22 protein-coding genes and 1 other RNA gene are annotated in these 24,246 nt (G+C 40.4%); 16 read left to right on the top strand and 7 right to left on the bottom strand.

The genetic code is table 11. The annotated features are described in order from the left end of the window. Positions 1 to 5 precede the first annotated feature (5 nt). From EOK74_RS11785 to EOK74_RS11765, 5 genes are all read left to right on the top strand, one after another. Positions 6 to 1,475, top strand: coding sequence for an NCS1 family nucleobase:cation symporter-1 (locus tag EOK74_RS11785; protein WP_133470205.1), 1,470 nt, complete (start codon positions 6 to 8; stop codon positions 1,473 to 1,475). Positions 1,476 to 1,563: 88 nt separating this feature from the next. Continuing rightward, positions 1,564 to 2,166 (top strand): DUF4202 domain-containing protein, encoded by a 603-nt coding sequence (locus tag EOK74_RS11780; RefSeq protein ID WP_133470204.1) that lies wholly within the window; start codon positions 1,564 to 1,566, stop codon positions 2,164 to 2,166. A 161-nt stretch (positions 2,167 to 2,327) separates the two neighbouring features. After that, on the top strand, positions 2,328 to 3,551 hold the full coding sequence (locus EOK74_RS11775) for a hypothetical protein (protein ID WP_133470203.1): 1,224 nt from the start codon (positions 2,328 to 2,330) through the stop codon (positions 3,549 to 3,551). Then, positions 3,551 to 3,967 carry a hypothetical protein gene (locus EOK74_RS11770; protein WP_133470202.1) on the top strand — a complete coding sequence of 139 codons (417 nt, stop codon included), beginning with the start codon at positions 3,551 to 3,553 and terminating at the stop codon, positions 3,965 to 3,967. The genes EOK74_RS11775 and EOK74_RS11770 overlap by 1 nt, the downstream gene beginning before the upstream one ends. 212 nt (positions 3,968 to 4,179) lie before the next feature. Beyond that, positions 4,180 to 4,536 carry a hypothetical protein gene (locus EOK74_RS11765; protein WP_133470201.1) on the top strand — a complete coding sequence of 119 codons (357 nt, stop codon included), beginning with the start codon at positions 4,180 to 4,182 and terminating at the stop codon, positions 4,534 to 4,536. A gap of 32 nt (positions 4,537 to 4,568) precedes the next feature. On the opposite strand, the gene rlmD is transcribed toward EOK74_RS11765, so the two are convergent. Next, entirely contained in the window at positions 4,569 to 5,948 is a 1,380-nt protein-coding gene (rlmD, locus tag EOK74_RS11760) for a 23S rRNA (uracil(1939)-C(5))-methyltransferase RlmD (protein WP_205964650.1), read from the bottom strand. Positions 5,949 to 6,277: 329 nt separating this feature from the next. Between rlmD and EOK74_RS11755 the strand changes: the two genes are divergently transcribed. The 8 genes from EOK74_RS11755 (at position 6,278) to EOK74_RS11720 (ending at position 17,512) form a co-directional block, all read left to right on the top strand. Further along, a complete protein-coding gene (locus tag EOK74_RS11755; protein WP_133470200.1) occupies positions 6,278 to 7,906 on the top strand; it encodes a TldD/PmbA family protein in 1,629 nt (542 codons plus the stop codon). 29 nt (positions 7,907 to 7,935) lie between these two features. Then, entirely contained in the window at positions 7,936 to 9,279 is a 1,344-nt protein-coding gene (locus EOK74_RS11750; protein ID WP_133470199.1) for a TldD/PmbA family protein, read from the top strand. Between the two features lie 71 nt (positions 9,280 to 9,350). Beyond that, a complete protein-coding gene (locus tag EOK74_RS11745; protein WP_133470198.1) occupies positions 9,351 to 10,055 on the top strand; it encodes a DUF4159 domain-containing protein in 705 nt (234 codons plus the stop codon). Between the two features lie 56 nt (positions 10,056 to 10,111). Beyond that, positions 10,112 to 11,137, top strand: coding sequence for an AAA family ATPase (locus tag EOK74_RS11740; protein WP_420818930.1), 1,026 nt, complete (start codon positions 10,112 to 10,114; stop codon positions 11,135 to 11,137). Between the two features lie 3 nt (positions 11,138 to 11,140). Continuing rightward, positions 11,141 to 12,037, top strand: coding sequence for a DUF58 domain-containing protein (locus EOK74_RS11735; protein ID WP_133470197.1), 897 nt, complete (start codon positions 11,141 to 11,143; stop codon positions 12,035 to 12,037). Positions 12,038 to 12,067: 30 nt separating this feature from the next. Continuing rightward, entirely contained in the window at positions 12,068 to 13,234 is a 1,167-nt protein-coding gene (locus tag EOK74_RS11730; RefSeq protein WP_133470196.1) for a BatA domain-containing protein, read from the top strand. A 1-nt stretch (position 13,235) separates the two neighbouring features. Continuing rightward, entirely contained in the window at positions 13,236 to 15,587 is a 2,352-nt protein-coding gene (locus tag EOK74_RS11725) for a hypothetical protein (RefSeq protein ID WP_133470195.1), read from the top strand. After that, positions 15,584 to 17,512 (top strand): hypothetical protein, encoded by a 1,929-nt coding sequence (locus tag EOK74_RS11720; protein WP_133470194.1) that lies wholly within the window; start codon positions 15,584 to 15,586, stop codon positions 17,510 to 17,512. Before EOK74_RS11725 ends, EOK74_RS11720 begins: the two co-directional genes overlap by 4 nt. 41 nt (positions 17,513 to 17,553) lie before the next feature. Here EOK74_RS11720 and EOK74_RS11715 read toward each other — a convergent pair whose 3' ends face one another. Genes EOK74_RS11715 through EOK74_RS11690 form a run of 6 tightly spaced genes read right to left on the bottom strand, consistent with a single transcriptional unit; the run spans position 17,554 to position 22,306 of the window. Next, complete coding sequence (locus EOK74_RS11715; protein ID WP_133470193.1) at positions 17,554 to 18,306, bottom strand: sulfite exporter TauE/SafE family protein; 753 nt, start codon at positions 18,304 to 18,306, stop codon at positions 17,554 to 17,556. After that, the gene (gene ybaK, locus EOK74_RS11710; protein WP_133470192.1) at positions 18,303 to 18,773 is read right to left on the bottom strand and encodes a Cys-tRNA(Pro) deacylase; all 471 of its coding nucleotides are present in this window, start codon (positions 18,771 to 18,773) and stop codon (positions 18,303 to 18,305) included. Before ybaK ends, EOK74_RS11715 begins: the two co-directional genes overlap by 4 nt. 6 nt (positions 18,774 to 18,779) lie before the next feature. Next, positions 18,780 to 19,064 (bottom strand): hypothetical protein, encoded by a 285-nt coding sequence (locus tag EOK74_RS11705; protein ID WP_133470191.1) that lies wholly within the window; start codon positions 19,062 to 19,064, stop codon positions 18,780 to 18,782. A 57-nt stretch (positions 19,065 to 19,121) separates the two neighbouring features. Then, positions 19,122 to 20,345 carry an FAD-dependent oxidoreductase gene (locus tag EOK74_RS11700; RefSeq protein WP_133470190.1) on the bottom strand — a complete coding sequence of 408 codons (1,224 nt, stop codon included), beginning with the start codon at positions 20,343 to 20,345 and terminating at the stop codon, positions 19,122 to 19,124. Between the two features lie 23 nt (positions 20,346 to 20,368). Next, on the bottom strand, positions 20,369 to 21,685 hold the full coding sequence (gene pepP / locus EOK74_RS11695) for a Xaa-Pro aminopeptidase (RefSeq protein WP_133470189.1): 1,317 nt from the start codon (positions 21,683 to 21,685) through the stop codon (positions 20,369 to 20,371). 51 nt (positions 21,686 to 21,736) lie between these two features. Beyond that, complete coding sequence (locus tag EOK74_RS11690) at positions 21,737 to 22,306, bottom strand: UPF0149 family protein (protein ID WP_133470188.1); 570 nt, start codon at positions 22,304 to 22,306, stop codon at positions 21,737 to 21,739. 256 nt (positions 22,307 to 22,562) lie between these two features. Between EOK74_RS11690 and ssrS the strand changes: the two genes are divergently transcribed. The 3 genes from ssrS to EOK74_RS11675 all read left to right on the top strand — a co-directional run bounded on the left by ssrS (position 22,563) and on the right by EOK74_RS11675 (position 24,245). After that, a non-coding RNA gene (gene ssrS / locus EOK74_RS11685) (6S RNA) lies at positions 22,563 to 22,744 on the top strand. 36 nt (positions 22,745 to 22,780) lie between these two features. Further along, positions 22,781 to 23,191: a hypothetical protein gene (locus tag EOK74_RS11680; protein ID WP_133470187.1), complete on the top strand. Its 411-nt coding sequence runs from the start codon at positions 22,781 to 22,783 to the stop codon at positions 23,189 to 23,191. 163 nt (positions 23,192 to 23,354) lie between these two features. Beyond that, positions 23,355 to 24,245, top strand: a complete 891-nt coding sequence (locus EOK74_RS11675) for a ribokinase (RefSeq protein ID WP_133470186.1) — start codon at positions 23,355 to 23,357, stop codon at positions 24,243 to 24,245. Position 24,246: the final 1 nt, after the last annotated feature.

Here is a 24,246-nt window from a genome sequence, read left to right as displayed (position 1 = left end):
AAAAAATGCAGCAACAAGATAACAACCAATACAATACCAATTATGATGCCGATCTCTGGAATCAGGATTTAGCCCCTACCACCAACGCTAGCCGCACTTGGAACTGGCTACATTTTGCTTCGTTATGGGTAGCAATGGTGGTGTGTGTTCCCGCTTATATGTTGGCTTCTGGGTTAGTATCAGAGGGCATGAATTGGTGGCAAGCTGTTATTACTGTGATGTTAGGCAACGTCATTGTTTTGGTTCCCATGGTTTTAGTGGGTCACGCAGGGGCAAAATACGGCGTACCTTTTCCAGTTTTATTAAGAAGTGCTTTTGGTACTAAGGGCGCTCGAATTCCAGCGGTAGCAAGAGGTTTAGTTGCCTGCGGTTGGTTTGGAATTCAGAGCTGGATGGGAGGTTCTGCCCTGTATGTCATTATAAACAGCCTAACGGCTGAAGCTTTAGTCAGTTCCCCGCTCCCATTTTTTGGTATCAATCTACTGCAACTATGTTGCTTCGTTATTTTTTGGGCCATGCACTTGTATTTTATCAAACAGGGAACAGAATCAATTCGCTGGCTAGAAAGCTTTGCGGCCCCATTTTTAATTGCGATGGGCTTAGCATTACTTTATTGGGCGTATTCTAAAGCCGGGGGGTTTGGACAAATGCTTTCTGTGCCCTCTAAGTTTGGGGCAGGGGCTGAAAAAGAAGGCCAATTTGTGCCTGTATTCATTGCAGGTGTAACAGCAATGGTGAGTTTTTGGGCGACTATGGCTTTGAATATTCCTGATTTTACACGTTTTGCTAAATCTCAAAAAGACCAAATAGTAGGCCAAGCTGTTGGCTTGCCTATCCCCATGGCTTTATTTGCCTTTATCGGTGTAGCCGTCACCTCAGCTTCTGTGGTGATCTACGGAGAGCCTATTTGGGATCCGATCGTACTTGCGGGAAAAATGGGTGGCATGGGCGTCGTATTTGCCATGGCAGTATTAGTGTTAGCCACTCTCACCACAAATCTAGCGGCTAATCTCGTTGCTCCTGCTTATGGTTTTTCTAACCTAAGTCCTAAAATAATTAATTTTAAACTAGGTGGCTACATAGCAGCAGGAATTGGGCTGGCTATTTTTCCTTGGAAGTTACTCGAAACAGCTGGAGGTTACTTATTTGTTTGGTTAGTAGGTTATTCAGCGTTACTAGGTCCAATAGCCGGTATTTTGTTAGCTGATTATTTTTTATTAAGAAAATGCCAGTTGAACGTATCTGCTCTATTCAGTCACAATGGAGAATATGGGGCCTCTAATGGTTGGAACTGGGCGGGGCTGAGCGCTCTCACCTTAGGCATACTGCCCAATCTACCGGGATTTTTACATGCCGCTGGGATACTTGACTCAATATCGCCTATATTTGATGTTATCTATGGATATGCATGGTTTGTAGGGCTATTTCTTGCTGCTGCATTATATTTGCTACTAAGTAAGTTACTATATCGGTAAAAATTACAGGCAAATTATTTATGTATACTTTTGAGGTTCAAGTTAAAGTAGCAGCAAAGATAAAAGCCTCTTTTAAAGGTAGAGCATTATGAACCAAGCCCCTTATGAACAAGCTGTAATTCTAATTGACCAAGCTAATAGTGAAGATCCTAATGTTGAGACTACCGGCGGTAAAGAATTCCCTAAAGAGTTGTTATACGGCCAGCGTATGTCTGACATGCTTAGCCGCTACAAAAGTGATGCTGACCATGTGATGCAGCTAGCCGTGCGTGGTCAACATATTCAGCGCTGGCAATCACCTCGCAGTAATTACCCTATGAACCGTCAGGGATACCATAAATGGCGCAGCGACCTTTATGTATTTCACGCAAACAAAGTAGCAGCGATTATGACGCAAGTAGGGTTTGCAGAAGATGCGGTTTTAAGAGCACAGCATGCAGTTGCAAAAGTAGCGATGAAATCCAATTCAGATACTCAATTACTTGAAGATGTTGCAGGCTTAGTGTTTATTGAGCACTACATGTTGAAGTTTGCAGAAAAGCATCCCGAATATAGCGAAGAAAAATGGATAACGATTATTCAAAAGACGTGGCGAAAAATGTCTGATGAAGCTCACTCTTTTGTGCTAGCAGGAAAGGTCATATTACCAGAAGATTTAACCCCTTTAATTTTAAAAGCAATTCAAGCCTAGCCTGCATTTAAAGTATGATTTATCGATATAACTTTAACATCAGAGTTTAAAGACAATGGCAGTCAAAATTGACTCATGACATGAAATGAACTAATTTTTTTGCAATTTGAGCCGATAAAGGCGAACATTCAGTGTTATTTTTGTTATTGAGTTAGTTAATTTTGAAGGAACTCATTATTATTTCAAACCGTCATTACTGTAAATTGCTTCTTGTTTTAATCTACTTTTTGGTTCAGCCACTGCTTGCTGCACAAGAGCTCAATGAACGAGTTAATATAAGTGGCTTTGCACGTGTTGTAGGCGGGTATCTTGATGAATCAAATGCCAGTTATGGCAATTACTCAAATGAAGTGAGCTTTTCTGAGCAATCTCTATTAGCTATTCAGGCTGATTTATTAATTACAGACACCATTAGTGCTTCTGGTCAATTATTAGCACACTCAAGCGACGAACGAGATTCGGGTATAGAATGGCTATACCTAACCTACGAACCCAACAATAGTTGGCTATTTAAATTTGGCAAACTTCGAACACCTTTTTTCCGTTACACTGACGTTATAGATGTTGGATTTTCTTATCCTTGGATATCCCCTCCTCAACAAGTTTACAGTGGCTTTTTATTTTCAAATTATGAAGGGGCCAGTGGTACTTACAAGTTTAACTTTAATGACCTAAATTTTGATATCGAAGCTTATTACGGCACCTATAGTGGTGAATTTTCAAGAGCCGGCGAGAACATTGATATTGAGGTAGATGAAATAAAGGGGATAATTTTTACTCTTAACAGGGGTAACTTCTCAGCACGAGCTTCTATAACCCAATCATCAGATTTCTTCGCTGATTTCCCTGGCTTTAATGAATTTTCAGATATATTAGAATATGCAGGTTACCCGGAAAATGCAGAATCCTTAAGGTTTAATGGTGCAGCGACAGGTTATCAAGCGAGTGTGAATTATGACACTTTGGATTACTTTGTCGCTGCTGAGTGGGTAAAGATTGACTCTGAGCTTTTGGTAGTTCCTCAACTCGACTCTTACTACCTGACCTTAGGCTATAATTTTGATGCTTTTCAGGTACATATTACCTACGCAAATTCAGATAGTTCATATAATATTCCTGAAAACTTGATCCCCAAATATGTCACCGAAGAGTTAACCGAACTATCGTTTATCTACGATGGCATCACACAAAACTTGCCATTGTATACTTTAGAATCTCTAACTATTGGCTTACGTTGGGATTTAAAATACAACATTTCAGCTAAAGCAGAAGTCACTTATTTAAGTGGAGAGCAGGATGAGAATTCATTCTTTGAAGATATCACTAATCCCGACTTTGATCGCAAGGCAACCTTGTATCAAATCGGTTTGGAGTGGGTATTCTGATGACCAACCTTATCAAATTTATACTGGTAGTTTTAGCTTTACAAAGTTTCTATGCTAACTCTATAGGGATTGTAGTCGTAGCAAATACAGACAATACTGACTTAAATATCGGCAAGCGCCAAGTAAGAGATATTTTTATGCGAAGTAGCTCAGAGTTTACTTTAAAGCCTGTGGTGCTAAAACCAAATAGTGAAGCAAGACTTATATTTAATACCAAAGTAGTTGGGTTAACTGAATCGCGAATTCAATCCTATTGGGCACAAATGCAATTTGGCGGTAGAAAAAAGCCCCCAATAGAAATTGAATCTCCAGATACAATGCTTGAATATGTCAAAAATAATAAAAATACAGTGACCTATTTACCGGCACATATCAAAATTCCAGAAGGGCTAACGGTTATTTATAGAGTTGATTAGACCCTATAAAAATTCTTTCTCCAAGAAAATCAGAGAGCGTTAACTATACCAATTGAGCAAAAATATTTATTACCTAACGAATCATGCAACTTTTCTGCTTTTTAAATCTTTTCAAAAAGATTTAATTATGGAATTATATAAAAAACTGACATTATGTTCATTTTTCAAGCTACTTAACTCTCATTATAATAAAAATAGGCATAAATGGACTTATGTGGTCAATATCCAAATTAGAAAGAAAAGAAGAATGGGATGAAAACCATTACCTAAGTAACGTACTCACTAGATACGTCCCGCAAAGCTGCCCAATTCATGTCGCCATGCACAAGTTTGACGCAAAATCCAATCATGAGAAATATTGCTCAAGTCACTTACACCCGAATGAAGACGAGATTAACATTATTATCGCTGAAGGTGATTTTGCAATGGAATTAGAGTTTGCTGAAGAAACTCAAATAATAACAGAGAGTAGCGTTATCTTTATTCCAAATAACACTCAGCATTCTGCTAACATAATAAAAGGAAACGGTTATTTCGTGTGTATCCGATTCCCTAAAAAAATAGCGTGATTTTTACTCACAAAATCTAAAGTCACCTAACTTTATTTACCTATTTTCCGTGAAAATAACAAGATAGTTTCAAGATGAGCGGTCTGGGGGAACATATCCATCATAGCCCCGCACTTTACCCTATAACCTTTATCAAGCAAGTATTCTGCATCACGGGCTAAGGTGGCCGCATCGCAAGATACATACAAAATACTTTTTGGTTTTAACTTTACTAAGCTAGGTAAAAACTCAAATGCGCCCGCTCTTGGTGGGTCCAATAAAACTTTTGTTACCCCTAACGAACCAATATCTTTATTAGTGGCTTGAGTTAAATCTGCTGCTATAAAAGACAGATTATCTAATCCATTATCCTTTGCATTAGCGATGCCCGCTTTTACCATACTCGCTTGTACCTCAATCCCCACTACTTGTTTAGCGCGCTTAGCTAAAGGTAATGAAAAATTCCCAACCCCACAAAATAAATCTAGGATTACATCATCTTTGGTTGGAGCCAGCCAGGCCATAGCTTGGGCTACCATTTGAGCATTCATTTGGGCGTTAACCTGAATAAAGTCTTGGGGATGATAGCTAAGTATTAGTTCTTCAACATGATAATGCCTCAATGATGCAGGTGCTACTACTGCTCGGTCTTGACCTGCTTGCTGCCAATATAACTCTAGGTGCTGTTGCTGTGACCAATTTAACCATTTCTCTTGAATTTCAGTATCGAGAGTAGCGGTTAAGCGAAACAGTACAGATACGCCTCTATCATCTTCGAGCAACTCTATATGCCCTAATTTACCTGAAATTTGAGCCAGCCCACTGTCTTGAAATAATGCTGTTTTCAAAGCCGTAAAAACCAACTGCAATTTTGGAGTTAATACAATGCAGTTATCAATAGATACAATTTTATTAGAAGCATGACCACGAAAGCCTAACAACAACTTACCTTCAATCACTCGCACCGATAAGCGAGCTCGGCGCCGATAAGCCAAAGGAGAATCTGCTAATAAAATCAAATCATCAGGCTCACAAACTTTTCTTAATTGCCCCTGCAACCATTGTTTTTTAGATGATCTTTGTTGTTCAACTGATAAGTGCTGAAAACTACAACCACCACAAGAATCATAATGAGTGCATGGCGGGGTTACCCTGTCAGGGCTGGGTTGTTCAATATCAATTAGCTTTGCTTCATCAAATCGACGATTAGACTTTACTACTTGTGCATTTACAGTTTCCTTAGGCAGAGCCCCTGCGATAAAGGTCACTTTACCATCATCGGCTCGGGCCACCCCCTTACATTGATGAGTTAGCCCCTCAATATTAAACGTACGCACGGCCCCCATGGGTTGCGAAGATTTATTACGACGAGTATTTTTAGATGAGCGCCCTGCTGGGGCCACTCTTGAAGAGTTAACAAAACGGTTTTTCAAATGGAGCTCAAGAATGGCTAGAGAATTTACTAAAGATTATATCATTTCATTATCCAGGAGGCTTTAATTCCGGTTCAAACGCTTATTTCCACAACACTTTATTACTAAATTAAGTCATTTTAACAATACCATTATGGTCATTATTTTGTATGATGACTACTCTCTCCTCAATATGTAACGCTTTGTTACTTAATAAATTTAAATAAAAAGCAATCAACTATTGAGTGAGTTTTAATTTCTGCCATACACTATACAGGTCAAAAAGCCTCAATAAATACATAACAAATGAGGCCAAACAAACACAACAAATTACGACAGGGGAATAAATAATGGAAAGACGCGATTTTATTAAAATCGGCGGTGCAGGTATGGGCGCGTTAATGCTACCACTATCTGGAATTGCGGTATCCGCAGATCAAATGTTAGATAAACCAATGGATGTGGCTTACAAAAAGAAACTCGCTGATATTGCATTAAACGCTGCAAAAGCTAAAGGTGCAACTTACGCTGATGCGCGTATTGGTCGTTACCTAAACCAATTTGTAACCACACGAGAAACCCGCGTGGATAACATAGTGAATACTGAATCAGCCGGCATTGGCGTACGCGTTATTGCAAATGGTACTTGGGGGTTTGCATCAACGTCAAACATGACTCCAGATAGCGTTGCTCAAGCAGCAGAGCGTGCTGTAGCGGTTGCCATGGCAAACTCCAAGTTTCAAACCTCTCCGGTTAAATTAGCTCCAGTAAAAGGTGTGGGCGAAGTAAGCTGGCAAACTCCAATTAAGAAAAACGCCATGGAAGTACCCATCAAAGACAAGGTTGATTTACTGCTTTCGGTGAACGACGCTGCTATGTCTAATGGTGCAAACTATATTACTTCTATTTTGTTTTTAGTTAACGAACAAAAATACTTTGCTTCTACTGATGGTTCATACATAGACCAAGACATACACAGATTATGGGCCCCTTTCTTTGCCACAGGCATTGGTAAGAATGGCTTTAAACAACGTAATGCCTTGGGTAACCCCGTTGGTATGGGCTTTGAATATTTAGATGGTCTTGAAAAAGATAAAGTTAGAATATCAGGTGCGGGTGTAGGGTATAACAACTCCTACGATATGGTAGAAGATGCTGCAGCTGCTGGTAAACAACTTAAGAAAAAACTAGCAGCAAAATCAGTAGAGCCAGGAAAATACGATCTTGTACTAGATCCAGCTCACTTGATGCTTACTATTCATGAATCCGTTGGTCATCCATTAGAATTAGATCGAGTACTAGGCTATGAAGCCAACTATGCCGGAACCAGTTTTGCCACATTGGATAAATGGAAAAGTGGTAAATTCCAGTATGGCTCAGATATAGTTAATTTGTTCGCAGACAAAACTCAGCCTTATTCTTTGGGTAATGTGGGATACGATGACGAAGGTGTCAAAACCAAACAATGGGATTTAGTAAAAGACGGTATTTTAGTCAATTACCAAGCTACCCGTGATCAAGTTCATATGATCGACCAAAACGAATCCCACGGCTGTAGTTATTCTCAAAGTTGGCGTGATGTGCAATTCCAGCGTATGTCTAACGTTTCTCTCAAACCAAATGAAAAAGATATTTCAGCTGAAGATGTCATCAAAGATGTAGAAAAAGGTATCTACATTGCGGGTCGAGGCTCGTTCTCAATTGATCAACAACGCTACAATTTCCAATTTGGAGGTCAGCTTTTTTATGAAATCAAAGACGGCAAAATCGTCGATCAAATTGAAGATGTTGCCTATCAATCAAATACCCAAGAGTTTTGGAACAAGTGTACACAATTAGCAGGTAAATCAGATTATCGAGTAGGTGGTTCGTTCTTCGATGGTAAGGGCCAACCTTCACAGGTTAGCGCTGTGTCTCATGGTTGCCCAACAACCAGATTCAACGACATTAACGTCATTAACACTGCACGTAATGTTTAAACCAGCAACTTATTAGAGGAAAGATCATCATGACTATATTATCTGAACAAAAATCGAAAACCTTGCTGGCTAAAGTATTGAAATACTCTAAAGCCGACGAGATAGAATGTAACCTTGAAGGTAAAGTTGGAGGCAACATTCGTTATGCCCGCAACACTGTGTCTACAGCAGGTGAAGAGAGCGACCTAGAACTAATTGTACAATCTACATTTGGCAAACGTATGGGTGTAGCCACAATCAATGAGTTTGATGACGCATCACTTGAGAAAGTCGTTCGTCGCTCTGAAGAACTGGCAAAACTCGCTCCAGAAAACGAAGAACTTATGCCTTTATTTGGCAAGCAAAAGTACTCTGATTCAAAAACCTTCTTTGAGTCTACCGCTAACGTCACACCCGATGACAGAGCAGAGGCTGCGGCGAGTAGCATTACTCCATCTAAAAAGAACAAGCTAGTTGCAGCTGGATTTTTAGAAGAGGCTGTTACCTTCAGCGCTATAATGAACAACAAAGGCCTATTCGCATATAACAAAGCCACAGATGTAGACTTTTCAGTAACCATACGTACCGAAGATGGCAAAGGCTCTGGCTGGGCAACCCGCAACTTTAGTGACTATAAGTTACTCGATACAGCTAAGGCCTCTGATATTGCTATCACAAAATCAATGGGTTCAGTTGATGCTAAAGCCATGGAGCCAGGTAAATACACGGTAATACTTGAACCAGCAGCAAGCGTTGGCTTAATTCGTAACATGATGAGAAGTTTCGAGCAACGCAGTGCAGATGAAGGCCGTAGCTTCTTAAGTTACAAAGCCAAAGATGGCGAGGATTCAGAAAAAGCCCCTAAAAATAAGCTTGGCCAAAAAATGTTTGATGAGCGAGTCAATATTTACTCTGATCCACAACATCCTATTGCGCCTACAGCGCCTTTTAGTGGCAATGGCTATCCATTAGCTAAAACTGAATGGATAAAAGATGGCGTTATTGCAAATATGCCAAACAGTCCTTATTGGGCAAAGAAAACCGGCATGCCATACGTGCCTCGTGGTGAAAACATCATTATGATAGGTGGAGATGAATCATTACAAGACATGATAAAAAGTACTCGCCGAGGGGTTTTGGTAACTCGTCTTTGGTATATTCGTGCGTTAGATCCGCAAACCTTGCTATACACAGGGTTAACTCGTGACGGCACGTTTTACATCGAAAATGGCAAGATCAAATATCCTATTAAAAACTTCCGTTTTAACGAAAGTCCAATTGTGATGTTGAACAATATCGAAGCCTTAGGTAAGCCTGAACGTATTGATGGTCATATGATCCCTCCGATGAAAATCAGAGACTTTACCTTCAGTAGTTTGTCTGACGCAGTATAAGTAAAATCCCCCAAGGTTGCATGCAGCCTTGGGTTTTCAAACATCTATTGATGAGTTAATTGTTGACCAATATGCAAAAAAATCGTCGTCGATTTATATCATCTACCTGTGCTTTGGCTGTGACCATGGCTTTGCCGAAGGTATCATTTAGCCAAAATAATGATTATGACTTTTACTTCACTCGCCTGAGTTATGAATCTGGAGATTGGGAAGTAGATGAGCGTATGCCTGCAAATGTACTTAATTCACTGATTGAATACACCAGTCTTCGGGTCGATATTCAAGAGCGAATTATTCCGCTATCCGATCCAAGCATGTTGACAGCACCGTTTTGTTATATGGCAGGTCATAGGTTGGTTCAATTTAACCAACAAGAAAAACAGAACTTTAAACAATATGTTGAAAACGGTGGTTTTATATTTGTAGATGATTGCAACCATGATATCGACGGTATGTTTGCCCGCACGTTCGAAGCTGAAATGAGTAAGATATTTGGTGCTGAAGCCCTTAAAAAAATCCCCAATGACCATGCAATTTACTCGTCTTTTTTTGAGTTTGATGGCCCGCCCAATACCTCAGTGGAATTAAATGGCTGGGGCGACGATATAGTTCATAACTATCTCAAAGCCATCGAGATAAATGGCCGTATAGCAGTACTGTATAGTAATAAAGACTTGGGTTGTGAATGGGATTACGATTTTCGCAACAAACGCTGGCTAAGAGAAGACAATACTAAATTTGCGGTGAATATTGTGGTCTATGCCATGACAGCCTAATTCAATATTATAGCGCCTAACCCAAACGTTAAATCAAATACAAAATAATAAGAGTGATGATGAACAAAGAACCTATAACCCAAGAAGACCTTGAACTACTACTCGCTAAACTCGCCAATGTAGGCGATGAAATTGGTAAGGTTATTGTTGGCCAGCAGCAGGTTATTCAACAGCTATTAGTGAGTATTTTAGCTGGTGGTCATTGCTTACTTGAAGGTGTACCGGGGCTTGCGAAAACCCTTATGGTGCATACTTTAGCGCAAACCCTTGAGCTAGACTTTAAGCGAGTGCAGTTCACCCCTGATTTAATGCCAAGTGATATTATAGGTACTGAAATACTTGAAACAGACCATGAAACTGGCGATCGTTTTTTCAAATTTCAGAAAGGCCCAGTCTTTACCAATATTTTATTGGCTGATGAAATAAATCGTACCCCGCCTAAAACCCAAGCGGCCTTACTTGAAGCCATGCAAGAAAAGATCGTCAGTTATGGGGGCACCAGTTATTCTCTGCCTAAACCATTTTTTGTATTAGCCACTCAAAATCCAGTTGAACAAGCGGGAACTTACCCTTTACCAGAAGCACAATTAGACCGATTCTTAATGTTTATCAGTGTGGATTACCCCACTGAACTAGAAGAAATGGAGGTGTTACGTCGTACCACTGGCACTAAGTCATCAGCACCAGAGGCAATGTTAAACGCTCAAGACATAATACAACTACAACAGTTAGTACGGGAAATAGACATTGCCGAGCCCTTACTAATTTATATTAATCAACTGACACGCAACACTCGCCCTGACAACAGCGTATCAGACTCAGTTAAAAAATATGTCCGCTGGGGAGCTGGCCCCCGAGCCGGCCAAGCCTTGGTCTTATGCGCCAAGGCTAATGCCTTAATGAATAAACGTTTTGCAGTAACATTAGATGACATACACAGCATTTCCCACGGGGTACTTAGGCACAGGTTACTTCTGAGCTTTCAAGCAGAAGCACAAAGCATCACTACAGAATTGGTGATTGATGCATTGCTGAAAGAGCTTCCTTTACCAAGCGGCCCTTTCACAACGTCTGCCCAGTAAATTATGGAACAGTTTCTCGACCCTTTGGTACTGGCACGGGTAAAAGATATGCCTTTAGTCGCTAAGACTGTGGCCCAAGGCTTTCTCCATGGATTACATAACAGTGTAAAGCGAGGCACAGGTATTGAATTTAGTCAGTATCGAGCCTACGAACCTGGCGATGCCCTATCTAATATCGATTGGAAATTATTCGCGAGATCAGACCGATATTTTGTTCGTGAAGCCGAACGAGAAAGTAACATCAACATCTGGCTAGTATTAGACGCCAGTGCATCCATGTTACAGCAAGCTTCTCATTCTAAGGAAGGGTGGAACAAGTTTGACTATGCTAGGCATCTCTTAGCCACCATAGCTTACATAGCCCACCAGCAAGGCGACGGTTTAGGCTTACTGGGTTTATCTAGCCAAAACCTAAACTTTTTACCGGCTTTACCCGGTAAACAGCAATGGCAAAAATGTTTACTGCAATTAAGTGAGGTGCAGGCCGGTGATGTGTTCCCAGATAGCGCTATCATCCAAAACCATTTGGCTAAAATGCACCACAACGCGGTAATATTTGTGGTCAGTGATTTTTATGAACACAACAATGAAATTTTTGATTTCATGGGGAGTTTATCAAGCCACAAGACCGAAGTAGTGGCATTACAACTTGAAAGTAATGATGAAATTACATTCCCTTACCAAGGCCATATTCGCTTTGAAGATAGAGAAACCAAACAACAAGTTTTAGTTTCAGCGAAAGATGTAAAAGCAGATTATTTAGAAAACAGACTGGCATTGAACCAAAGCATTAGTGAGCGCCTTGCGGCGAATAACATCCAACATATTCAAGGAAATATTGACGAACCTTTGGATAAAACCCTACACCAATTTTTATCGGCAAGGCAAAAAGTGCTATGAATCTAGTCTTATTACATTCTGGACTAGCCAATGGATAAGTTAGCCCTTACTTTTGAATTAAGCTATTATTTATGGGGGTTATTAACATTAACAATTCCTATCGCCATCCATTTATTGAGTAAACATAGAGGCAAACTAGTCCCATTTGCACATATTGCTTTAATCAAAGTTAAAAACTCGCCACAGCTGAATCAAGCTCGGTTGACCCAGTGGTTATTATTGATATTACGGTTACTGATGCTACTAGTCGCATGCGCCATTTTGGCACAACTGGTTTGGAGTAAAAATGCCGATACAAGTGCAAACTTAGTGCTAGTTAGTAATGACTGGTTAGCCCAAAGTAGTGATGCTGAAAAACAACAATTATTCGAAGATCTAAACTCTAGCCAGAACTCTCGCTTGTTTATAATCGACGGGCTGAACCAGTCTTTATCGCAACGAAAACTTGAATCAAAGGCATTATTAGCGTTTCAAGGGGACACTAGCTCAACAACCACTCCACCACTAAATATCTGGGCGAATCTGGCAGAGATATCGAAAACCTTGCCAAAAGCTCAGAAAATACAGCTTTATACCACGAACAGGCTAAACCAATTTACAGGGCAAAAAGTCGCAATCACTAACCCAATTGAATGGCACATAAAGTCTTTACCAAACACTTTACCTGAAACCAAGCTTACAGCCTCATTAACTATTGTTAGTGACGCAAACTACCAGCAACAATTACTTTATGTTCGCGGCGCATTAGATGCTTTGGCCACTACCCTGCCGCTAGATTTGAACATTGAGTACTTAGACTCTAGCTTGGTACAGGAAGATTTAGATTTAAGCCAACAACAATCCCATATTATTTATCTGGCAGATGCACCTTTGCCAACAGAGTTAGTTAATTCAGCAACAAGCATAATAAGCAGTGAACAACTACAAGGTTACACCCAAGCTGATTTCCCACTCACCTTAGCCACCAAGCTATTTGCAGCGCAAACTAAGCAATGGTTTGCTGATAACGCTAGGCTTTCGAATCAACAAATAACTGAACTTCCGAATCTTGATTTAGTTAATCAACAACAAACTAATACCGGCAATGCTCAGTCTTTGCATCTATGGTTAATATTAATTTTGGTCATACTTTTTATGACCGAACGTTTATTGAGTGAGTGGCCTAATAAACACTCAAGACAAGTAGAAGGTAACTAGAATGGCTAGTTTATCTTCAAATTATGACCTAAGCCTAATCCAAAGCCAGCTCAAAGCGCTAGTTACCATAATACGCAGACGAGCATTACTGCAGCGACTAGCATATAGTTTGGTGTGTGTAGTGGTAGTTTGGGCTGGGTTTTATTTAACGCTTGGGTTAAATATATGGCTTTACGTAATATTAGCCTGCATGCCACTGGGATTTTGCTGGCAACTAACACGTACCTCAAAATACCAAAGGATTTCTGATAAAGCCGTTTTACAGCACATAAACAGAAAGTTTCCTGAATGTGAAGAAAGCGCACATTTAATTGTAGTGCCAGATGAATCTTTGAACTTACTGCAACGATTACAAAAAGCTCGCATAACCTCTAAAGTTGCCGCGCTACTCGCCAAAGATTTATCGACTGAACTGCCTCATTACCCTGCGCCAATAGCCATTGCAATAACTGTTTTTGTATTACTCGCCGTTATTGCCATCAAATTTGTAGGAACCCAGTCTTCCCTTAGCGCCCCATCAAAAGTCATAGCTTTGCCCCAAGGGGTAGAGTCAACAGCTTCAATTAAGATTGAGTCGAGTGTAATTTCAATTCAGCCACCTACTTACACTGGTTTACCAAAAGTTGAAACCACAGACTTTAATTTACAACTAGTAACTGGCTCTAATGTGACATGGCAGCTTACATTATCATCAGACATACAAGCTTCTGAATTAGGCCTTAAAATAGGCCAAGAGCAAATCGAATTTACGAGAAATAGTGATACTAGCTATACTGCCAGTTCTGAAATAAGTACTACTGGCATTTATTTTATTACCCATAGACAAAACGCTATTTCAGACATTTTCACCTTGGAGGTGACAGCAGATACACCTCCAAACATACGCTTTATTGAACCAACCCAGACCATAATTGAAATCCCCAAAAATGCAGAGCCTCACTTTGTTACACGGGTGCAAATTCAAGATGACTTCGGTCTGAGTAAAGTAGAGATTTTAGGCTCTATCGCCAGTGGTTCAGGTGAGTCGGTAAAGTTTAGGGATCAAGCCTTTGTATTTGACTCACAACAACTCGTGAACGACCAAAATGAGTTTTTTAAGGAATGGGATTTATCTGCTTTAGGCATGCAACCTGGAGATGAACTTTATTTTAGTGTCAGAGCATACGACAACGCCTGGAAAAACAATCAGCCTGCACCGCAACTGACTCGCTCAGCCAACAAAATCGTAAGATGGCTAGAAGAAGATCAAGAAGGCATACAAAGTGAAGGTATTTTACTTGATTTTGTACCTGAGTATTTCAAAAGCCAGCGGCAAATCATTATTGAAACCCAAGAGTTAATTGCTAACCAAGTTAGTATTAGTAATAAAAGCTTTGTTGATACTTCTCGGGCGTTAGGGTCTGCGCAAAGTGATCTTAAACAGAAATATGGGCAATTTTTAGGGGATGAGTTTGAGGCTACTACCTTACACGCAATGGAAGCCGGGCCTAGCCATCACCATGATGAGCATGAAAAGAGTAAGGCTTTGCCACATCCATTACTCGAGGCCCATGAACAACAAGATGAACAAGAAGAAGCACTGCGTGAGGAAGCTGAATCTCGAAAACACCAACACAGCGAACATGAGTCATCAAATGATAAATCTGGTTTCAGTCAAGCTATAGAGCAGTTTGGTCATGCACATGGCGCCACAGATGATGGCAACTTTGTAAAACGTGGTGTGCCTAGTCCAATTACCTTGATGAAACGTTCTATTGCCAACATGTGGCAAGCAGAACTGCACTTACAATTAGCTGAGCCTGCAAAAGCTTTACCCTTTGAAAACCAAGCTCTTGAATATTTAAACCGAGCCAAAAGAGCTGAGCGTATTTACGTTAAACGACTCGGGTTTGAGCCGCCGCCAGTATCAGATAAAAGAAGATACGAAGGAGACTTATCAGAAATACTTAGCTATGAACGTAACGAACAAATTAAGCTAAGCAAACCAAACTTAGAGGCCATTAAGGGACTATTAAATTTACTCAGCCATACTACAACCAAGCAGACGACACAGCTGACTCAACAGCAACTAAATAATTTAAATCTAGTTAAGAACTACTTCACAGAGCAATTGGCTAATTCACCTGAAGATATTGTATTTATTGCCACCTTAGAGAAAATCAGTTTGGCTGCTCAATTACCAATAAAAAACTGCAATCAGTGCCTTGCAAATTTACGGGCTAAATTATGGCAAGCCATACCAGCACCGATTGCCGAACCCGTATCCCATTCAAAAACCTACTTGCTTAACAACTCTACAGTGCAGTATTTCAACGAATTTATACAACAGAGTAAACAGGAGAAGTTACCATGACCTTCTCCCTAGGAACGTTTGCAGCAAACCCATTAATGGCTGTGGTTTTATTGGCATTACTACTATGCACCCTAGGCGCTAGTGCTTATCTTGCGCTACTACGTTTGAAAAAACACCCAATTAGACTTTTACTAGTTTGGTTAAGCTCTACTGTGGCAAGCCTTTGTATTATTGCTTTAGCAATAGACATACAGGTTTCTACAAATGACCAACCCACCAGTGTACTCATCACCGAGGGCGTATCACTAGAACAACTTAATACTCTGAAAGATGAGCAAAATATTTTCATTTTAAAGCCGGTAGACGAAAGCCTAAGCAGTCACAAAATCATGCAAGAAGGTGTAGTGATTCAGGACCCAGTGCAAATATTCAATCAAGCCACTCCTTTACAGGCTCTGCATATACTAGGCAGCGGCCTTAGTGAACAACAATGGCAACATTTAAATACTCTGGTGCCCCCTGAAATCCTTGAAGCAATAAATATAAACTTTTCACCTGAGCAGATTACACTAGGTTTAGTTGATATTAGTTTTCAGAAAACCCTAGCAGTTGGTGAATTTCTTGAAGTAACCGGACGTTTACAAAGGGACACTGTTAACTCAAATGAAGCCACAATATTTGAATTAGCTCTGCTCAACCCTATCGGTGAAGTGCTAACCACACAAAGAATTAGAGCTGGTGAGAGCTTTAATTTAAGTTCACCAATGAAAACCCAAGGGCAGTGGCTGTATCGATTACAACTAACTAACCCAGACAGTCGACTCCTGCTTGATGAGCCCATAGCAATATCAGTTGGCACCAGTACGCCATTGCAGATTTTCATTAAACAATCCGCCCCTTCTTTTGAGACTCGCCAGTTTTCTAATTGGGCGAGTCAATATGGCACTAAACTGCTAATAGCCACTCAAATCAGTAAACACAAAGATATTCAGCAAGCCATCAACTTCAATGATGATGAAATAGCAAAGCTCAGCGAGCCTTTTAATTTAAAAGCATTACAAAGCTTTGATCTAATAATACTAGATGGACGGGCGGTGTTAGCTCTATCTACTGAACAAATCCAAGCCTTATCAAGATCGGTTCAACAAGGTTTGGGCGTACTTATTTTAGTAGATAGTGAATTAGCAGCTTCTTGGCCCCTTGAACACATTGAATGGTTAGATGAGCTGTCGATTACCCCTTTAGATATTGCCAGCTATTCTAGTATTCCCAGTTGGCCAGATAGCAGTATTGAAGAAGCTATAGATATCAATAAAGCAGACGTAAGCAGCTCCAGCCAGCAAATATTAGTTACGGGTAATAAGGGTCAAAGTTTAGTGGTTAAACAAAATATGGGCCTAGGGAGTATTGGCTTATCTTTGATAAATACTAGCTATAGTTGGCAAACATCTGGGAAAACGAGTGAATATAGTCACTATTGGCAATCTTTACTCAAGCAATTAGCTCGGCCTAATCAATCTCTTCAATGGCAGTCTGAAGATACTGAGCGCATTAACTTTGAGGACGCTTCATTTGTACAATGCCTGTATGGAGATGCCAATTCAGTTACATTTGTAATCTTAGTTAATCCCCAAAAACCACAAGAGATACCGCTGACTAATCGGTTATTACAACCCCAAAAGCATTGTTTGACTCTATGGCCTAACCAGAGCGGCTGGTACAGATTACAGGCATCAGCAGAGCCTAACGTTAAGCGAATAAGCAGTTCCACAGCTAAAACAGTGGATACCTATGGCTACGTCTATTCCAAAGAAAACTGGCAAGCTTTACGACAATCCCAAGCGATTGCCGCCACTGAATACGTATTAAAAAATCATCAATACATAGCTAGCAGCAATTATTATAAAAACCTCAACAAATTCTGGGTATGGGTGGCATTAGTGTTAGCATTAAGCATTTTATGGGTAGAACGGAAGTTGTTTTAAGGCAGCTGAGATAATTCAGTAACTTTTTAAATACACGATTCTCAAAACAACATAAATACGGCAGCTAAAGCCGTCATGGCTATCACCAACCAGCGATAGGTTTGTTCTGCAATACGTTTTACCACCCACACCCCACACCAAGCGCCCAAGGCAATAAATGGCAGGCAGCTAAGATTTAGTAAAAGAGAATTAACAGTAATGCTGTGCCAACCAAATATATGGAACGGCACTTTAAACAAGTTTATGGCTAAAAAGAACCAAGCTGCCGTTCCTATAAACTCATTTTTAGGTAAACGCATACTTAATAAGTATAAAGCCATAATAGACCCCGCAAGGTTACCTATCATGGTGGTTATCCCTCCCAATAACCCCATTAGCAGGGCGAACCATAAATAATCAGGAATACGCTCTTTATTGGCTTTTTCCATCCATATCATCATGGCTAAGCTAACAAAGATAATCACACTCATTATACTACGAAAGGCTTGGTCATCTATTATTTGGCCTAACCAAGTACCGATAATTACACCTACTGCTGCCGATGGAAACAGCTTACCTAGATAGCCCCAGTTTGCATGTCTGTGATAATAAAACACAGCAAAAACATCTGCCATTATCATCATTGGTAACATCAAGCCTGTTGACCCTTTCCCACCGTAAATAAGCGCAAGTAAAGGCACAGCCAACATTACAATTCCATGTACTCCCACTTTGGCCATACCCACAAAAAACGCCACTAAACATAGTAGAGCCAAGTGTTGATAACTCAACGTATAGCCAAATAGCTCAATCATGCCTGACAAATACTGAAAAATGAGGCTCGAGTTAAAGATTGTAAATCTGCAGCACTAAGCTCAATCTCTATGCCTCTACGCCCTGCACTCACATAAATGGTAGAAAATTGGTTAGCGGATTCATCTATGACTGTTTTCAGCGCTTTCTTCTGGCCTAAAGGACTCACACCGCCTAACACATAACCAGTGCTACGTTGCACTTCTAACTTATCTGCCATTTCAGCTTTTTTGCCAGCACAGGCTTTGGCGAGGCTCTTCATACTCAACATAGAGTCCACTGGCACAACCGCCACAACTAAGGTTGTCCCATCCAGTTTAGCAACTAGAGTTTTAAATACTCGTTTAGAAGGAATATTTAACTTTTCTGCAGCTTCTAACCCATATGACTGGCTAGAAGCATCATGTTGATACTCATGAACTTGATAAGCCACTTTGGCTTTTTTAGCGCAGTTAATACCTGGAGTCATGGGTGCTTATTCGTCAGGCACACAATACTTTTGTAATCGAGCTTTGACCAAACGGACTTCACCCACGTCCCCTTTCGCTTCAGCATCAACCATATCCATACGGGCTTCTTGGCACTTAACCTTGTTTGTTTCACGAAGTACAACAGTAGGGTCAGTTTCAAACTCCTTCATGCCATTTACCCCTAGATGTTTATCACTTTCGTCTTTATCTTTCTTTGTAGATTCAGACGTCATAGTGCTACAACTAGTCAGTAGGATTAACAAAGTTATACATGATATTTTTTTATACATTTTTATTCCTTATTTGGCCTGAACTACAGACCTAAACTCATTTCATATGGCATATAATCACTCGGGATTATGCGCCACCTGTTTTGCTAGCGCAGGTAATTCACCACTTAAGCCCATCGCATGTCTAACGATACTATTTTTTACAAATGGAGCCTGTTCAGCCAAACTCAATCCCGCACTTCGAAACACCTTTTTAATCGGCTGACTTCCAGCAAACAAACGTTTGAAAGCTTCCATTGAGGCCACCATTTTAATGGCTTCAGTTTTGCGCCAACGTTCAAAAGGCCTTAAGTTTTTAGCTAGCGAAAAGTCTTTATTTTTCTCAACCAAATTGATTATATGCTCAGCTAAAGCCGCGGCGTCTAGTATACCTAAGTTCGCCCCCTGCCCTGCTAAAGGATGAATAGTATGGGCGGCATCGCCAATTATGGCGACTCTGTCTTTAACCCATTGTCTGGTATAACGCATTTTAAGTGGGTAAGACTGCTTATCACTCACCACTTCGCACAAACCCAAGCTCATATCAAAGTTAACACATAAGGCTTTATTAAAGTCATCATCAGACATAGCCATTAATTCGGCGGCCCGAGCTTCGTCCTGCGACCAGACAATAGAACAATGATGTTTATCCCACAAAGGTAGAAAGGCTAATGGGCCAGAAGGTGTAAAGACTTGTCTGGCAACATGTCCGTGAGGTAAGGTCGTTTTTACTGTTGCGATTATAGCGTGCTGATCATAGTCCCAAAAGGTATCGGGGAAATTTGCTAGCTTTTTAACTAATGAATTAGCCCCGTCAGCACCAATAACTAAACTGGCGCTAAGCTGGGTGTCATCATCCAAGCTAATAAAGCATTCTTGTTTACCAAACACTAACTGACTTATTTTTTTAGGCGCTAATAACTCAATACTTTGACTTTGCTGTGCTTGTTGCCATAACCCATGTCTGACACTCTGGTTTTCAACTATGTAACCCAGTTGTGGTTGCTGAACTTGGCTCGCATCAAAGCTTATTTTTCCAAAACTGTCTTTATCCCATACTGACATTTGTTGATAAGAAGCCAGTCTGCCCTTATCTAAGTTTTGCCATGCTCCCAATGATTCTAGAATGTTTTGAGATGCCAAGGTCAGTGCACTTACCCGTAATTGAGGATCGCCACTAGGATCGCCATCGCTGGGGTGAGCATCTATCACAGTGATAGACAAGCCTGACTTTTCAAGTGCTAGGGCCTGAGTTAACCCCACAATTCCTCCGCCTACTATGGCAATATCAAAATGTAACATGGGTTTAATTGACCTTAAATATGTTAATTACCACGACTCATTATACTTTCTATCTCGGCAATGGTTTTAGGAGCCCCTTGAGTCAAGTTTTCATAACCACTTTCGGTTATTAATAAATTGTCCTCTATGCGAATACCAATACCTTGCCATTTGCTGTCTACCTTTGCATCTGGCGCGATATAAATACCCGGCTCTACGGTTAAAACCATGCCAGCTTTTAAAGCTCTGTCTTCGTTATTGACTTTATAATGCCCAACATCATGAACATCTAACCCTAACCAATGACTCAACCCATGCATATAAAATTCTCGATAAGTAAGCTGCTCGATATTATCAGCAAGCTCACCTTGCAAAATACCTAGCTCTATCAGACCTTGAGTAATCACTTCTATGGCTAAATCACTAGCTTGCTGAATAGTATTGTTGGCTTTAAGCACACTAAATGCCTGTAATTGCGCTTTCAAAACCAATTCATATAGCTGTTTTTGTTCTACAGAAAATTTACCAGAAACAGGGAAAGTTCTCGTAATATCAGCGGCATAACCTTGCAATTCGCACCCAGCATCAATCAACACCAAATCACCATCAGTTAATGTTTGGTTGTTTTCTGTGTAATGTAATATGCAGGCATTGTCACCACTTCCCACTATAGTGCCATAGGCTGGGTGTCTAGCACCTTGCATGGCAAACTCATGATGTATTTCTGCTTCTAGGTGATATTCATTTTTACCCGCTTCAGAAAACTTCATCGCTCGAATATGGGCCTGGCAAGCAATCGCTGCCGCTTTGCGCATCACTTGGATTTCAGCATCAGATTTTATTAAGCGCATTTCATCAACAATAAGGCGAATATCGATAACACTAGAGGGTGCTTGTTTACTTTGTTTTGGCGCAGCACGGAGCGCTTGCATCACATCAAAAACTAACTCATCAGCCTGGGGGTTATGACCTTGGGCAAAATACAAATGCTCATGGCCATCAACTAAAGCTAGTAATTTGTCATCTAACTCATCTAATGCAAAGGCCATATCGATTGCAAATTGCTCTTTAGCTTGTTTAGGGCCAAAACGTCGGCCGTGCCAAATTTCTTGTAAGGGGTCTTTATCTAAACAAAATAATACTGACAGCCCATCTTTGTATTCACAATGGTTAGACAAAACCAAGTAAGCATCAGGTTCTGGAAAGCCAGTTAAATATTGAAAATAGCTGTCTTGCCTAAAAGGAAACTCAGTGTCTCTGCTACGAGTGACTAAACTAGCGGCTGGCACTATGGCAATACTATTCGGTGACATAGCCTTCATAAGGCGCTGTTGGGATGCACTAAAATCAGTAGTATTCATATATTGATAACATCACTCTGTACTAAAAAAAAATAATGGATTGCTTACATCTTAATGAACCGTTTTTGGCTCACCTTGCTGCTGTTCTGGTGACTTACCCAGCTCGTTAAAACATAACATAGCTGTCACTCGCACATATTCCATCACTTCAAACAAAGCTTGTTCAGATTCTTCATCTTCGCTCATCTCTTCATCCATACGGGCGATTTCAGCGAAATCTTCTAGGCCTTCTTTCACATCATCGGAACAACCAGTTAGATCCGCCTGATGTAAACCAAAACCTAACATAAACCCCTGCACCCAACTAAGCAGAGCTTGGCCACGCTCATTGATTGGGGCAGAGTCTTCGGGTAAACATAGACTCAATGCAAAATCACTTTCTATCAACTGTTGGCAGGTATCGTCATAAAGTTTTTTAAAAGCGCTTTGCACCTCAGCAGAAAAAGAGTCTCCCTGATGAATAAAATCAGCCAAAGGTTCCATCCAATCTAAACATTCTAGGGGCATACCACCCCCTAACATGCCACATACCATTCCTTGTACTTCAGCAGCACTGGTTAAAATATCGTTACGCTCTAATAGAGCAGAAAGGGTATCAAAAAGGTTAGTTGAAGTGTTCAAGATAAATTCTCTGTAATTCTATGGTGAGGAGCGCAAGTAAAGCACCCCATAAACAAGCCCCTATGCTAACACTGTCGCTAAATTAAACCCAGTTGGTGAAAGGTTTAAATCACACATTATCAAGTTGCTCAACCCAAACTTTAGGTTTTAAAAAGTATAAGAAAGCTCATCTGCCCCTAGTATATTCTTATACTTAAAGATTATAATAGCGCTGATGTTGGAGTTTAGTCAGAACAACATATCAATAATTTTTCTAAGCCTCCTGGAATGTTAGCCAGTTTAGTAATGTCCCTGGCCGATGCTTTTTACCTAGGAAGTTGATTCCACTACTATTGTGCAAGCTTGGCTAGTACCAAGAAGCCTGAGGTAATGATGATACTTCCGCCCTGAACTTTCGGTTCACGGGCGAACACTAGACAGCGGCATTTTGGGAGGCACCCCTTCGTCAACATAATGGATTTTGAAGGCAGTAAGATGAATCAAGAAGAGCAATTGAGAGTACACGGAAAAAATGCAATAGACGCCCTTTCTCCTATTGTAAAGTGGAAATATGATAGTTTTCAGAATGTCATGCTTGCAGAGTTCTCTGTAGATAAGGAAGAGCAAGTTTTAATTTCGCTACAACAGGTATTCCCAGACTCTTGGGACGCAAAAAGCATTAGAAAAGCGCCAGCGAAAGTTAAACATTATGCAGGTCCCTTTGCGAAACTGGCAAAAAAGCAAAAACTATTAGCAGCAAACCTAAATAACCAAACCCGCATTATGGCTGCTTGGTGGCCATGGGGACACGGCGCTACCGTTTCTGTCCGTTTGTTTTTAACAAACACCGAACCCTATGTAGAAAAACCGAGTTTACTCCATAAGTTACGTAATTTTTTTGCCTAAAGTGGACTTCTACTGCAACTAGCTAAAATTTAGACTTGACCATATGGTCAGGTTTCAACTAAGATTTTGCCACTATACGTGTTGCCTTTATTTCTAGTCTAAAAATATTCAGTTAGAATACGGCCATTGCTCACTAATATTACATAACAAATAAGGCAACTTTATGGCCATCATTAACTTTGGTTCTATCAACATTGATCATGTTTATCGAGTAGATCACTTCGTTCAGCCTGGGGAAACTTTAGCTTCAAACGAATACCAATGTTTATTGGGTGGTAAAGGTGCCAATCAATCTATTGCCTTAGCACGAGCTGGTGCTGATGTTCGCCACGTTGGAAAAATTAACGAAACAGATGCTGCTTTCAAGCAAAGCATGATCCGTGACGGCATAAACTGTAAGCACATATCTTGTACTGAATCAGCTTCCGGGCATGCCATTATTCAAGTTACACCATCTGCCGAGAATGCCATTGTATTGTTTGGTGGTGCGAACCAAGAGTTAACACCGAAAGACGTGATGCATGCACTCGATGAAGTAAAATCAAGTGATTGGGTATTAACTCAAAATGAAACCAGCTGTATTGATGAAGTATTACGACAAGCTAAAGACAAAGGCCTAAAAGTTGCCTTTAACCCAGCTCCTATGACAGAGTCAGTGAAGCATTTACCCCATGAATGTATCGACTTGTTAATAGTTAACGAAGTCGAAGCAGAAGAAATTTCAGGCAAAAGTAATTTAGATGATATAGAAGCTTACTTTCGCAAAGATTGGTCACATGCTGAAGTGCTCATCACCTTAGGCAAAGCAGGTGTGAGAATGCTCAAGAAAGATAAAAGTATTGATGTTCCCGCATTTTTAGTTGATGCCGTAGATACTACTGCAGCAGGAGATACTTTTATTGGATACTTTTTATCTGCCTACAGCGAGCACGCAGACACTACCGCTGCGCTATCTAGAGCTTGTGCTGCCTCTGCCTTAGCTGTAATGAAAAATGGTGCAGCTCAATCTATTCCTAATGAGAAAGACGTCGACCGCTTTCTTGCAAAACAATAAT

Origin of the sequence: Paraglaciecola marina (genome assembly GCF_004360155.1) — a bacterium.
Lineage (GTDB): Bacteria > Pseudomonadota > Gammaproteobacteria > Enterobacterales > Alteromonadaceae > Paraglaciecola > Paraglaciecola marina.
This window is presented reverse-complemented; position numbering and strand designations above follow the sequence as displayed.